Source organism: Acinetobacter sp. YH12097 (assembly GCF_013419225.1).
Taxonomy (GTDB): Bacteria; Pseudomonadota; Gammaproteobacteria; order Pseudomonadales; family Moraxellaceae; genus Acinetobacter; species Acinetobacter amyesii.
The window spans coordinates 25563-38803 of the sequence record NZ_VPAN01000013.1; the positions used below are offsets into that span (position 1 = coordinate 25563).

The 13241-nt window shown below is 42.4% G+C and carries 13 protein-coding genes; 7 read left to right on the forward strand and 6 right to left on the reverse strand.

Annotated features, from left to right (window positions below):
- Positions 1-80 precede the first annotated feature (80 nt).
- From FTU37_RS07690 to FTU37_RS07700, 3 genes are read left to right on the forward strand one after another with little or no spacing between them, the layout of a single operon-like run.
- Positions 81-716, forward strand: coding sequence for a response regulator (locus tag FTU37_RS07690; protein ID WP_078189449.1), 636 nt, complete (start codon positions 81-83; stop codon positions 714-716).
- Between the two features lie 22 nt (positions 717-738).
- A complete protein-coding gene (locus FTU37_RS07695) occupies positions 739-2304 on the forward strand; it encodes a PAS domain-containing sensor histidine kinase (protein ID WP_180124113.1) in 1566 nt (521 codons plus the stop codon).
- Positions 2305-2323: 19 nt separating this feature from the next.
- Positions 2324-3751 (forward strand): sigma-54 dependent transcriptional regulator, encoded by a 1428-nt coding sequence (locus FTU37_RS07700; protein ID WP_180059121.1) that lies wholly within the window; start codon positions 2324-2326, stop codon positions 3749-3751.
- A 22-nt stretch (positions 3752-3773) separates the two neighbouring features.
- Here the strand turns inward: FTU37_RS07700 and FTU37_RS07705 are convergent, their stop codons facing one another.
- The 4 genes from FTU37_RS07705 to lptF all read right to left on the reverse strand — a co-directional run bounded on the left by FTU37_RS07705 (position 3774) and on the right by lptF (position 8809).
- On the reverse strand, positions 3774-4949 hold the full coding sequence (locus FTU37_RS07705) for a S41 family peptidase (RefSeq protein WP_168378227.1): 1176 nt from the start codon (positions 4947-4949) through the stop codon (positions 3774-3776).
- Positions 4950-4966: 17 nt separating this feature from the next.
- Positions 4967-6514, reverse strand: a complete 1548-nt coding sequence (gpmI, locus tag FTU37_RS07710; protein WP_168378228.1) for a 2,3-bisphosphoglycerate-independent phosphoglycerate mutase — start codon at positions 6512-6514, stop codon at positions 4967-4969.
- A gap of 122 nt (positions 6515-6636) precedes the next feature.
- Complete coding sequence (lptG, locus tag FTU37_RS07715; protein ID WP_168378229.1) at positions 6637-7707, reverse strand: LPS export ABC transporter permease LptG; 1071 nt, start codon at positions 7705-7707, stop codon at positions 6637-6639.
- A gap of 1 nt (position 7708) precedes the next feature.
- Complete coding sequence (gene lptF / locus FTU37_RS07720) at positions 7709-8809, reverse strand: LPS export ABC transporter permease LptF (RefSeq protein WP_168378230.1); 1101 nt, start codon at positions 8807-8809, stop codon at positions 7709-7711.
- Positions 8810-8968: 159 nt separating this feature from the next.
- Here lptF and FTU37_RS07725 point away from each other — a divergent pair, with 159 nt between their 5' ends.
- The 4 genes from FTU37_RS07725 (at position 8969) to FTU37_RS07740 (ending at position 11856) form a co-directional block, all read left to right on the forward strand.
- Entirely contained in the window at positions 8969-10417 is a 1449-nt protein-coding gene (locus FTU37_RS07725) for a leucyl aminopeptidase (RefSeq protein ID WP_168378231.1), read from the forward strand.
- Positions 10410-10817, forward strand: coding sequence for a DNA polymerase III subunit chi (locus FTU37_RS07730; RefSeq protein WP_078189457.1), 408 nt, complete (start codon positions 10410-10412; stop codon positions 10815-10817). The genes FTU37_RS07725 and FTU37_RS07730 overlap by 8 nt, the downstream gene beginning before the upstream one ends.
- Positions 10818-10856: 39 nt before the next feature.
- A complete protein-coding gene (locus FTU37_RS07735; protein ID WP_078189458.1) occupies positions 10857-11495 on the forward strand; it encodes a hypothetical protein in 639 nt (212 codons plus the stop codon).
- A 142-nt stretch (positions 11496-11637) separates the two neighbouring features.
- Complete coding sequence (locus tag FTU37_RS07740; protein ID WP_078192596.1) at positions 11638-11856, forward strand: hypothetical protein; 219 nt, start codon at positions 11638-11640, stop codon at positions 11854-11856.
- Positions 11857-11918: 62 nt separating this feature from the next.
- Here the strand turns inward: FTU37_RS07740 and FTU37_RS07745 are convergent, their stop codons facing one another.
- A complete protein-coding gene (locus FTU37_RS07745) occupies positions 11919-12464 on the reverse strand; it encodes a VTT domain-containing protein (protein ID WP_180124114.1) in 546 nt (181 codons plus the stop codon).
- Between the two features lie 112 nt (positions 12465-12576).
- Positions 12577-13236, reverse strand: a complete 660-nt coding sequence (locus tag FTU37_RS07750; protein WP_078192598.1) for a riboflavin synthase — start codon at positions 13234-13236, stop codon at positions 12577-12579.
- Positions 13237-13241 lie beyond the last annotated feature (5 nt).

The window sequence follows — 13241 nt, forward strand, 5'->3', positions numbered from 1 at the left end:
GCTAATTTTGTCGTTTCATTGCAAGCTTATTTTGCTTTATGTAACAAAAAAAACAGATTTTGATTTGAGGGAGAGTGTAGGTGATCACAGTTTTGGTGGTAGATGACCATGAATTAGTCCGTACTGGTATTTGCCGTATGCTCGAAGACCATGCAGATGTCCAAGTCATTGGACAAGCCGAATCGGGTGAAGATGCGATTACACTTGTTCGCCAACACCATCCAAATGTCGTTCTATTAGATGTCAATATGCCGGGGATCGGAGGTGTAGAAACCACACGTCGCCTACTTCAAACAGCGCCAGATACAAAAGTCCTCGCAGTCAGTGGACTTGCTGAAGAACCCTACCCGTCTTTATTGTTAAAAGCAGGTGCCAAAGGCTATATCACCAAAGGTGCACCAGTTACTGAAATGGTCCGTGCGATTAATAAAGTGATGCAAGGTGGCAAATATTTCAGTGCAGACATTGCGGAACAACTGGCTAGCTCATATTTGTCTGATACACAACAATCACCTTTTGACGCCCTGTCTGAGCGTGAAATGCAAGTTGCCATGATGGTGGTCAATTGTATTAGCGCACAAGAAATTTCCGATAAATTATTTGTTAGCGTTAAAACGGTGAATACCTACCGTTACCGCATTTTTGAAAAACTGAATATTGATAGTGATGTCAAACTAACTCACTTGGCGATTCGCTACGGGTTAATCAAACCTTAACACAACGTACATCCTGTTACTTATGACACAGCGTTCAATTCATAGTGAATTGAACCAGTATCATTTGGGCCTTTGGTACAGTGCTTATCGCTTTATCATCAGTGCCTGTCTGTTACTGGTCTTTTTACTGACCTACACTCAATTCAGTTCAGATTATGAATACCCACGTTTATACCTATATGTATTGACGATTTATTTGCTGTTTACCAGCATTCAATTCATGTCACTTGGACGTTTCAAAGTCCGGATCCCAAACCAGTTACTACTGTTATTCATTGTAGATGTCATTTCGCTGAGCTTACTGACCTTAGCCATCGATGGACCCAATTTACATTTGAGTTTGCTGTTTGTGATTACGATTTTTGCAGCATCCCTGTTATTAGATGCCCAAAAAGCTTTGGTCATCACCCTCATCGCTGTGATTTGCGTGGTGTATCAACTGTTTTTAGGTTCAATTCTTGAATTTACCTCACTCAAAAATTTAACCAACAGTGCGATTTTGGCTTTTTTATTTTGTGTGGTGTATGGCAGTGCGCAAATTGCCGTGAAACGTTTCCAATTACTAGAAAATCTGAATTTTTCGCAATCCTTAGAGCTCCATCGACTACAAAACATTAACCGCTATATCTTGGAGCAGATTGATACGGGCTATTTGGTGTTGGGTGAAAACTGTCATGTGGTGCTGAGTAATCCTGCTGCTTGCCATTTACTCGGCATGCCAAATTTTTATCATCATGATCAATATCCACTGTATACCACGCAGCCCGATTTATTTGAATTACTCAAATTTGAAGATTTAAAAAGCGGGGAAAAATTTCAATTTGAATCGCAACAAAGCCAATACCATATTCAGGTACTCGTACAAAAACTCGTTGTGCCGCATCAAATGCTGACCTTGCTGATTTTACAAGATGCACAAAAACTCAATCAGCAAGTGCAACAACTAAAATTAGCCGCTTTAGGGCAACTCTCCGCCAGTATTGCACATGAAATTCGTAATCCTTTAGCGGCGATTGTGCATGCCAATGATTTATATCCGCAAAGTGATACCGAACAACAGCACATGTTGAATCATATGATTTCACGTCAAGCGGTGCGGATTGACCGAATTATTCAAGACACCCTAAATATGGTGCGCAATAAGGAAACCCATCCGACTCGTCTGAATCTAGAAAAATTTTTACCGTTGTTCCTGCAAGAAGATCTGGCAGACATTCAACAGAACATTCGGCTCAATGTACAAGCCAAGACTTTAATCGATTTTGATGAGGCACAGTTCAGACAAATTTTAATCAACCTAATTCGTAATGCGATTCGCCATAACAATCCGGACATGTCGTATATCGAAGTGGTGGCGCGTACGGATCAGAAAAAAGTCCAGATCGATGTCCGAGATTTCGGTCATGGGGTTGCTTTACAAAACCGCGCACAGTTATTTCAACCATTTTTTAGTACCGAAATTACTGGAACTGGTTTAGGATTATATCTTGCTCATAGCTTCTGTGAAGCGAATCAAGCACAGCTTTCCTATGTAGAAAAAAAACAGGGAGCTTGCTTTAGGATTGAGTGCTTACAAGCTGTTATTTAATTGTTTTTAGGGGAAAACTGTGGATTCACAACCACTGGTATTGTTAGTTGATGACGAAGAAGACTTATGTATGCTGATGCAGATGTCTTTATCAAGGATGGGGGTTAAAACGCATGTTGCACATCGCCTCGACGAAGCTAAAAAAGCCTTGTCTACCTATAGCTACGATGCCTGCCTAACCGATCTCAACTTACCCGATGGTAATGGTCTACAGCTCTTAGATTGGATGAATGAACACTGTCCTACACTTCCTGTTGCTGTGCTAACAGCCTATGGCAACATGGACATTGCCATTGCCGCATTAAAGGCGGGAGCATTCGATTTTGTCAGCAAACCGATCAATCCCAAACATCTTGAACAACTGCTACAAAAAGCCCTGAATAAGCCATTGGCTGAAGACATTACTTCGCAAGATGCTTTAGAACATAAAATGTTGATTGGTGAATCGCTTCCAATCCAGCAATTGCGTCGAACCTTAAAGAAAATTGCACGTTCACAAGCACCTGTTTTTATTACGGGTGAATCTGGTACGGGTAAAGAGGTCGTAGCCAATCTGGTTCACCGTTTAAGCAACCGTAATGAAGGGCCCTTTATTGCCATTAACTGTGGGGCAATTCCCACAGAGTTAATGGAAAGTGAACTTTTTGGCCATAAAAAAGGCAGCTTTAGTGGTGCCACCCAAGACAAACAAGGTCTGATTCAATCTGCACATGGCGGTAGCTTATTTCTGGATGAAATTGCCGAACTACCTTTAGCCATGCAAGTTAAATTGCTACGCGCAGTACAGGAAAAACGTATTCGTCCTGTAGGTTCAGACTGTGAAATTGACGTTGATTTCCGTGTGATCAGCGCCAGCCATCAGGACTTAGAAGCACTCGTCCAACAAGGTCGCTTCCGCCAAGATTTATTCTTCCGCATCCATGTGATGGATTTAGTGTTGCCTGCCTTACGTGAACGTGGCGACGATATCCTCTTATTGGCTCAACATTTTATTCAAAAAATTAGCCATGAATGGGAAATTGCTACTAAGCCTCTAACTGAACGTGCGAAGAGTTTCCTGCTCAGCCAATATTATCCAGGTAATGTGCGTGAACTCCGCAATATTATCGAACGCGCTATGACCCTCTGCGATGATGATCAGATTGATCTTCAACATCTGCAAAGTGCGCCATTAAGACAACCAAGTGCTCAGTTCAATTCCGCTCCAACAACGAATGAATCCGCTCAGCTAGGTGCAAACAGCAACGAACAGAGTGTGGTCCCTCGCAAACTACCTGAAGAAGGCTTAGAGCTCTTTTTAGAAAATATCGAAAAAGAAGTGCTCATGAATGCGTTGAACATCACCCACTGGAACCGAACCCTTGCTGCAAAAAAATTAGGCATGTCATTCCGTTCATTGCGCTATCGTTTGAAAAAATTCGGTTTAGATACCGAAGACGAAGAGTAAAAGTTTTCCAGCGTATTGCTGTTTATTTTTGATTCAGCAATAACTCTGCAACATGATCGACATAGTGATCTTCACGTGCATCATGTTGCAGCGGATAGTTATAGTCTGGCTGCACTCCAATTCCTTCAATCATTTTGCCATTCGGTGTCAGATATTGCGACACAGTCATTTGTAAAGCCGCACCATTACTCAATGGAAATAGTTTTTGAACCACACCTTTACCATAACTTTTCTCACCCGCTACCCATGCACGTTTATGCTCTTTTAATGCTGCGGTAAAGACCTCTGCGGCAGAAGCAGAACGATTGTTGATTAAAATACCAACTTTCATATTTTGAAATTCAAAACTCGGTAAAGCCTGAAACTGTTGGTCACCCTCAGATCGACTTCGAGTCGACACAATAATGCCCTGATTCAAAAATAAATCGGCAGACTCCACTGCTGCGGACAATAACCCACCGGGGTTATTTCTTAAATCAAACAATACAGCTTTGACACGTGAACCGTGACTTTCAATTAAACGCTTAATTTCATTGGCTGTATCTTGTTGAAAAACTTTTACGTGTAAAACTAAAACCTGATTATTTAATAATTTAGATTCTATATCTGTTTCAACTTTAGTGTTTCTGACCAAATTAACCGGTTGACTTGCAGTTATCAACTGTAGATTCAGCGTCGATCCGATACTGCCTGTGAGCAGGTGTCGCACTTGATCTTGATTAAGTTTTTTGAGTTCTTGATCATCAATTTTAAACACCGCCGCGCCATTTTTCAGACCTAGCTTTGCTGAATCGGCATCAGGCTTTAAATTGGTGATGACCCATTGCTGTAAACCTACATCAAAGCGCAAATTGAAATCGACACTCGCAATATCCCCTTCAGTGTATTGCAAAAGCTGCTTATAGTCTTCAGGTGAAAGATATCGTGAATAGCGGTCTAAACCACTGACCATGCCTTTGATGGCTTGTTGGAATAATGCATCGTCATTTTTTTCAACGACATAATTTTCTTTGACAATGCCATAGATCTGAACAAATTGTTGGATTGATTCGACAGGTACTTCGGCATAACTTTGTTCATAGCTGCCATCAAATTCATCGAAAGCCGACTTTGCTTTGTCGGCTCCCCATGTCGAATGACTAGAACACAGCAGCAAGGCTGTAAGGCTTACAACTGACATCCAGTGTGCTTTAGTCATTCATGCTTCCTTACATTTTAAGCTTCAAGAGTAATCAAGTTACGACCTTGCATTTCTGTTGGTACAGGAATGTGCATAAGCGTTAAAAGTGTCGGCGCTACGTCAGCCAAAACACCACCTTCTGCAATTGTTGCATTGGTCGGACCAACATAGATAAACGGCACAAGTTCAGTGGTATGTTGAGTATGCACCTGACCACTTTGATAATCCTGCATTTGCTCTACGTTACCATGATCGGCTGTCACTAGCATGTGACCTTTATTTGCCATCACAGCTTCATACACACGACCTAGGCACGTGTCTACGGCTTCAACCGCTTTGACTGCTGCATCAAATACACCAGTATGACCAACCATATCACCATTGGCATAGTTCACAACCAGTAAGTCGTACTCACCTGAATTAATTGCGGCAACCAATTCATCAGTGACTTCATAAGCACTCATTTCTGGTTTTAAGTCATAAGTCGCGACGTTTGGTGATGGAATCAAAATACGTTTTTCACCCGGATATTCATCTTCACGACCACCACTGAAGAAGAAGGTCACGTGTGCATATTTTTCAGTTTCAGCAATACGAAGTTGTGTTTTACCCAAATTAGACAGGTATTCACCAATCGAGTTATGCAATGCTTCTGGCATATAAGCCACAGGTGCATCAATTGTTGCTTGGTAACGTGTCAACATGACAAATTTTGATAAAGCGGGAACCACTTTACGTTCAAAACTTGCAAAATCTTTTTCCACAAAAGCTTTGGTAATTTCACGCGCACGGTCAGCACGGAAGTTCATGAAGACAACGCTATCACCATCTTGAATCGGTGCTAAATCACCAATACGCGTCGCTTTTACAAATTCATCTGATTCTTCAGCAGCGTAAGCCTGCTCTAGACCTTCAACAGCAGTCGCTGCTGTACGCACAGCTTCACCTTCAGTTAAAAGACGATAAGCTTGCTCAACACGATCCCAACGGTTGTCACGATCCATTGCAAAGTAGCGACCAATCATGGTGGCAATACGACCTTGACCCGGATACTGAGCAAACAGCGCATCTAATTTTTCAAGCGAAGGTTGTGCGCTTTTTGGTGGCGTATCACGACCATCAAGGAATGCATGAAGATACACTTTTGCACCGCGTTTTAATGCCAATTCAGCCATCGCCACAATGTGATCTTCATGTGAATGCACACCACCTTCAGACAACAAGCCCATGATATGTACAGCACGATTTGCAGCTTTGGCTTTTTCAACCGCATCGACTAAAACGTCATGTTCAAAGAACGCACCGGTACGAATATCTTTGGTAATACGAGTAAAGTCTTGATACAGCACACGTCCTGCACCAAGGTTCATGTGGCCCACTTCAGAGTTACCCATTTGACCATCAGGTAAACCAACGTCTTCGCCAGAGCCTGAAATCAATCCATGCGGATGCTTTTCCTGCATTGCAGTCAAGTTAGGTCGTTTTGCTGCTAAAAAGGCATTGTCCTCGACCGCTTCGCGATGACCCACACCATCCATAATTACTAATACGTGTGGGATTTTGCCAGCAGTTGCATCCGTCATAATGAACACTCTTTCGTTTATAAATTAATCATACTATCTTACCGAATTTTCGGTGAAGACTCTATGTGACAACCATGGTTTATCTAGGTCATCAACATTGTTTTACTCAATCTTGCATGCACTTAACGTGCGCGGTGCAGCAGATAGCCACCCGCTACAAACATCAAAATAATCGGTATAAAGACGAACCATGCAGGCGAAGGTGCGTACACCAAACTTGCATAACCCAAAAAATCTTGTAAGTAGTAAAAGCCCAGTCCAGCAAATAAGGCAATCACCAAGCGAAAACCCATCGACTGTTGACGTAAAGGTCCAAAAATAAATGAACACGCAATCACCACCAAGGCAATTAAAGCAAAGGGCGAACCAAACTTTTGCCAAAATGCCAATTGGTAGGTCTTCGGGACTTGGCTATATTCATGCATATAGCTCATAAAGCTCACCAATTGACTTGGTGATAAATCTTCAGGGTCAATGGTAACCATATGCACATATTTAGGTTGCAATGCCAATGAAAGCGGCTGTTCAGCATTTTGCTTAGCTACAGCATCACCCGTCGCTAATAGGTCGACTTGGGTTGAATTTTGCAGTGTCCAAGAGCCATTTTTGACAAAATTCCCTTGCTCCGCATCCAAAGTGCCTCGCAAACGATATTTTTCATCAAAATCAACAACCTGAACATCTTTAATTTGACCTTGCGAATTAGCATAGTCAATATAAATAAAGCGCTGGCCTTCACGTGACCAATAGCCTTTGACTTCGCCCAGTTCAGCCGCAGTGCGGTGACTTTTGACGCTTTTGGCTTGTTCATTGGTATAGGGAATGACCCATTCGCTTAATGCAAAGGATAAAACCACCAAAATGAGTGCCGAACGAATCACCCAGCCCACAATCCGCCATAGGCTGATGCCGACCGAACGCATCACAATCAATTCACTGTTTGAAGCTAGAGTCCCTAAACCCAGTACTGCACCAATCAAGGCTGAAATCGGCAAAATTTCATATAAATAATTCGGTGAACTCCATAACACATACTGCAAAGCATTCCATGCGTTATAGCCTTCTTTCAGCGAGCCCAATTCACCTAAATAAGTAAAAAGCACTTGTAAGCCAGCCAATACCGCGGTCGCACCAAGCATGGCTAAAGCAGTAGTTTTGGTCACATGTTTTGCAACTATACGACGTGCCAACATTTTAAGACCTCACTCGCTGAATTTGTTTCTTAATTTTGGGCGCTAATTTTTGTTTACGCGAGAACAATGCCGCTGCAATGCCGTAAATTACCAAAACAAGTGGATAAGCCCAGATGCCCATTTCTTCTTTACTGATCCGCGTTTTGATCGCCATTAAAGCCACGATTAAACTGGCAAAAATAAGTAAGGCTGGGAACAGTTTTAGGTAACGCCCTTGACGAGGACTGACCTCAGACAAAGCGGTGGCAAGCAATAACGCCACCAAAATAGCGAACGGCACAAAAATTCGCCAACCGAGTTCACTGGCAACCACAGGATCATGACGGTTATCCCATAACTTCGAGGTTGGCAAAGCTTCTACTTCGGTACTTTCAAATTTTGCTTCTTTATCATTTTCTAAACGTAAACGATAGTTTTGGAATTCAGCTTGAGAATAGCGCGGTTGTCCCGGATAGATTTCGTAACGGCGACCTTCAACTAAATCAACGACATTGGCATTGTCATCTGGCACTTCGACGCGGGTCGCTTCTTTTGCCAAAATAATGACATCGGGTTTACCGTCTTTTTCTGCGCGCTGATAGAAGAAAATATCTTTTAAGTTTTTACGGTCTTCTGACAAGTCCCCTGCATAAATGGTATAGGGCCCAGAGGAAATAAACTCTTTCGGGCGAACCAAGTCAAAGCCTGTTCGTACTGCTTGTGAAGTCGTTAATGCTTCAAACTGACGGATGCCCCAAGGCGACGCCCACAGCATCAAAAATGCTTGAACAGCCATAAAGACCACGGTCATTGGCACCAATAAACGTGACAATTGATTGCGACTGACACCACTACCATTGAGTACAGCCATTTCATGATCGACATACAGACGACCAAAGACCAACATCAGACCAATAAAGAAACCGAGCGGAAGAATTAAGGTTAAAAACTCAGGCAAACGGTAGCCAATGATGCTAAATAAAATACTTGCATCTAAACGACCCTGCGCAGCCACACCAAAGTACTTGATCAAACGACCGCCCATCATGATCAAGGTCAATAAGGCAATCACAACCAGTGATGTCGACACCACTTGCTTGATCAGATAACGCCGAATAATCAAATTAATTCTTCCAAAAATAGGGCCAATAAAAACTAGCGTTAGTTTACCCGAATGTAGAAAATATAAAACCTATACCCTTGTTGCTCATTGAAACTCTATTCATATAAATGTTTCAATGGTTTAATGGTTTATAAATTTAAAAAGGCATAAATACCGCACATGAAACTTTCTATTAATACGTCATTCCAAGCGAATGCGTCCAGCCAATATTTATTGATATTAGTAGATTCTGAGCACGTTACAAATGCAGCTACTTCATATCAAATCAATGATTTAGATAATTTAATTGAAGCAACTCAATTTAAAGCAGCACTTAATGAAAGCCTGCCTTTGGTGGCGAACATTGCCGCTTGTCGCAATAGCGCTCTTTTAGGCCTCGGCAAAGTTGCTGAATTACAGGTCAATAAATTTGCAAAAATTGCACAAACCATTATTAAAGCGTCACAAAAAAAATTCAAACAGATCAGTGTCGATATCTCTGCCCTACCACAAGAACAACATTATTTATTTGCACTTAGCCTGACCCAAGCGGCTTATGCATTTGATGAATACAAGTCTAAGAAAAATGAATTTGTTTTGGAGCAGATCCATTTAATCGCTGCTGAAAGTCCATTAACCACTGCACAGCTTGAATTAATTTCTGCAGTGCAATCAGGTCAAAGTTTTACTCGTGACCTAGGTAACCGTCCGGGCAATATCTGTTTCCCTGAATATTTGGCCGAACAAGCTCAAGCGCTTGCAGCTGAATTCCCTGATCAACTCAAAGTGACTGTACTAGATGAACAGCAAATGGCTGATCTCGGTATGGGGGCTTTCCTTGCTGTGAGCAAAGGTTCTGACCGTCCAGGCCGTATTATTACCATCGAATACCTTTCAAACCGTGAAGAAGCCCCTGTGGTGCTTGTAGGTAAAGGTGTGACTTTTGATACGGGTGGTATCTCACTTAAACCGGGTGCAGGCATGGACGAAATGAAATTCGACATGTGCGGTTCTGCATCAGTTTTGGGTATCATCCGTGCGCTGTGTGAAGCGAAATTACCAATTCATGTTGTGGGCGCAATTGCTGCTGCAGAAAACATGCCGTCTGGTCATGCCACTCGCCCGGGTGACATCGTGACAACCATGAGCGGTCAAACCGTTGAAATTCTAAATACCGATGCCGAAGGTCGTTTGGTGCTGTGCGATACATTGACCTATGTAAAACGCTTTAACCCTGCACTGGTGATTGATATTGCAACTCTCACTGGTGCATGTGTCGTAGCACTGGGTTCAGTACTTACCGGTATGTTCACTCCTGATGATGAACTTGCGGCTGAATTGACTGCTGCGGGTCAACACAGCTTTGACCGCGTATGGCGTATGCCAGTGATTGAAGATTATCAAGAACAACTTGATTCTCCATTTGCAGATATTGCCAACATTGGTGGTCCAAAAGCAGGTTCTGTGACCGCTGCATGTTTCCTTCAACGCTTTACGCGTGAATACCGTTGGGCGCATTTAGACATTGCTGGGACTGCATGGAACTCAGGTGCAAATAAAGGCGCAACAGGTCGTCCTGTACCATTATTAATGCAATTCTTAGCGAATCGTGCTCAATCGAATGGCTAAAGTTAGCTTTTATTTATTTGAAAAAAGTCCTGAACGACAAGTCGAAAGCACTTGTCGTTTATGCCGTAAGATTCTGCGTCAGCCTGTACGTATTTGGCTACATTGTGCTGACCCAGACTTACAGCAACAACTTGATGAACGCCTGTGGAGTTTCGATCACACAGGTTTCATTCCCCATGGTATCGATCAAGCCGAGGCAACGGTCTGTATTTCTGCCCAATTGCCTGAGCAAGCCGACTGGATTGTGTTTAATTTTAACGATCAAGCACTTGAACAGTTCGCAAGTTTTAGTCACATTATCGAAATTATTGAAAATAACGAACCCGCTAAAATTATCGGGCGTGAAAAATATAAACAATATCGACGTTTGGGCGTTCAACCACAGACCCACAAACTTTAACGTGATATTGGTTTTACCCTATTTGCAAGGAGATGCACCATGGCATTGAATGTCGGTCCAGACTTTAAACAGCGCTGGTTAAAAGTACCTGAAGCTATTCGTCAGACCTTTATTGATGACCTTGGTCGCGTTTGCGATGTACTCAATCCCAGTACAGACATTCAACAATGGCTAGTCAATGACCAACAGCAACAGCAAGTGTCTTTTGACAAAATTGAGTCTGCCTATGCAGATTTGAAAGCACAGCTGATTGAAGATGCTCGTATTCGCAAACAATTGGCTTTAGAAAAAGCCTTAGAAGAAAAACGTGAAGCTGAACAAGCCTATGCAGAACAACTGAAACGTGATGAAGAGTTACGCTTTGCCGCACAAACGCAAGCACTCACCATGATGCAGCATAATCTTGATCGTGAAGTACAACACTATGCCGCTCGCTATCATAAAAACCCTGAAACGGGTTTAGCAGGATTAAGCCAAAGCTTATCGGTCAGCGAAGGACAAATGTTGTCAGAACTTGAAAGTGTACGCGTGCGTTTGGAACTTGAGGCAGAAACGCAAATCGAAATGGCAGTCAGTGATTTCCGTGCAAAATTGAAAGCTGCCGCACAAGAAGAAATTGACTATATCTTAGAAAACTCCAATTTTTCGACAGAATCTACATCGTCCCAAGCATCTTAAGCCGTCCATCGAAATCTGGTCACTGTCATTAAACTGACATGTATTTGCAACATGATGTTCATATGGCTGAAGCATTGTCCCTCAAAACACAATGCTTCAGCCATCCTAAAAATATAATCATGCATCCAGATGGGAATTCAATATGGACATCATTCACCAGATTACCCAGAAAATATCCTCTCTATCTGCTGGAGAACAATGGGACATTCGTGCCAAAGATCTTTGGCTGAGTCATTCAGACTTTCACAGTATTTCGGTGTATCTCAGCCGAGAATCAGAAAAAGGTGGTTTTAGCATTCAGCAACCGCCCCACAGCTCGATTTTTCAAACCCTTGATGTGGTGACCGTTACAAAACACTAAGTGGTCATCTACTCCATAAAAAAAGCCCACAACTGTGGGCTTTTTTTATGTCTAAGTTTAGCTTAGACCAAATCTGCAACTGCAGAAACAGTATGTCCTAGGAAATAACCGATACCGAGTAGTAATCCAATCCAGATGAAACCACCTAGCACGTTATAAAACATAAATGTACCGAGGCTCATGCGCGCAGACCCAGCGGCAAAAGGCGCAAAAGAACGTACAAAAGGTACAAAGCGAGCGACTAAAATCGTTTTACCGCCATGCTTCATAAAATATTTATTGGTTTTGACCATATATTCGGGCTTAAAGTAACGTGTGTGCTTATTAAAGTACTTAATGCCTAACACGCTTCCCGTGTAGTAATTGATGCAGTAACCCAAGACCGATGCGACAAATAACATCAGTCCCATGGTGTGTAAATGCACCACTTCCGTCGTTGAGCATAATGCGCCGATGGCAAGCAACAGGCTGTCTCCCGGCAGGAAGAACATAAATACTGAACCCGTTTCTGAAAATATCACCAGAAATAAAATGGCATAAATCCACACACCATAATTTTCCAATAACATGGGTAACCACTGTTCCAGATTCAGTAAGAAATCAATCATTATCACCTGTCTGATTATTCATCATATATGTCATTCCGCGACGCATTATCACCAAAAATAAAAAAACAGTCTAATTTTTCAATCAGACTGTTTGGTTTTCTTCGGTATCAACTTATTTCAAGAAGCCATTTTCAGCGAGAAAATCTAAGCTAATTTTAGATTGCGCTGTAGTCTCAGCGGCTTTATCACCAAGCAATAAACGCTCAATATAACGTGCTAAAACATCCACTTCTAAGTTCACCTTAGCCCCAGCTTTCCACGTGCCAATATTGGTTCGTTCAGCCGTATGCGGAATTAAATTTAAGCTCAGCACATTGCCACGTAAATGGTTAATCGTCAGGCTAATACCGTCTACGGTCACAGAACCTTTTTCCGCTAAATAACGTGCAATTTCTTTCGGTGCAGTCACTTCAAAATAAATAGAACGCGCATCTGAACGAACTTGAGTGATTTCACCCACTGCGTCGACATGACCACTGACAATATGTCCACCAAAACGCGTAGTCGGCAACATGGCTTTTTCCACATTCACCGCCTGCCCTGCTTTCCAGTGTTCCAAAGTGGTCCGATTTAAACTTTCACGTGAAACATCGGCTGCATACCAATTGCTGCCAAAGTCGATCACAGTTAAGCAAATGCCATTGGTGGCAATAGAATCCCCCAAATGCACATCCGACATGTCTAAATCTGTCTGGATACGCAAGCGGACATCGCCACCCACGTTTTGAATGCTTTCAACTTTACCTAGACTTTCAATAATGCCTGTAAACATGTTCA

Excerpts from the sequence above, each read along its gene's own strand:
- FTU37_RS07695 (WP_180124113.1), top strand. The coding sequence starts at position 739 with ATGACACAGCGTTCAATTCATAGTGAATTGAACCAGTATCATTTGGGC.
- FTU37_RS07705 (WP_168378227.1), bottom strand. The coding sequence starts at position 4,949 with ATGACTAAAGCACACTGGATGTCAGTTGTAAGCCTTACAGCCTTGCTG.
- gpmI (WP_168378228.1), bottom strand. The coding sequence starts at position 6,514 with ATGACGGATGCAACTGCTGGCAAAATCCCACACGTATTAGTAATTATG.
- lptG (WP_168378229.1), bottom strand. The coding sequence starts at position 7,707 with ATGTTGGCACGTCGTATAGTTGCAAAACATGTGACCAAAACTACTGCT.
- FTU37_RS07725 (WP_168378231.1), top strand. The coding sequence starts at position 8,969 with ATGAAACTTTCTATTAATACGTCATTCCAAGCGAATGCGTCCAGCCAA.
- FTU37_RS07730 (WP_078189457.1), top strand. The coding sequence starts at position 10,410 with ATGGCTAAAGTTAGCTTTTATTTATTTGAAAAAAGTCCTGAACGACAA.
- FTU37_RS07735 (WP_078189458.1), top strand. The coding sequence starts at position 10,857 with ATGGCATTGAATGTCGGTCCAGACTTTAAACAGCGCTGGTTAAAAGTA.
- FTU37_RS07740 (WP_078192596.1), top strand. The coding sequence starts at position 11,638 with ATGGACATCATTCACCAGATTACCCAGAAAATATCCTCTCTATCTGCT.
- FTU37_RS07745 (WP_180124114.1), bottom strand. The coding sequence starts at position 12,464 with ATGATTGATTTCTTACTGAATCTGGAACAGTGGTTACCCATGTTATTG.
- FTU37_RS07750 (WP_078192598.1), bottom strand. The coding sequence starts at position 13,236 with ATGTTTACAGGCATTATTGAAAGTCTAGGTAAAGTTGAAAGCATTCAA.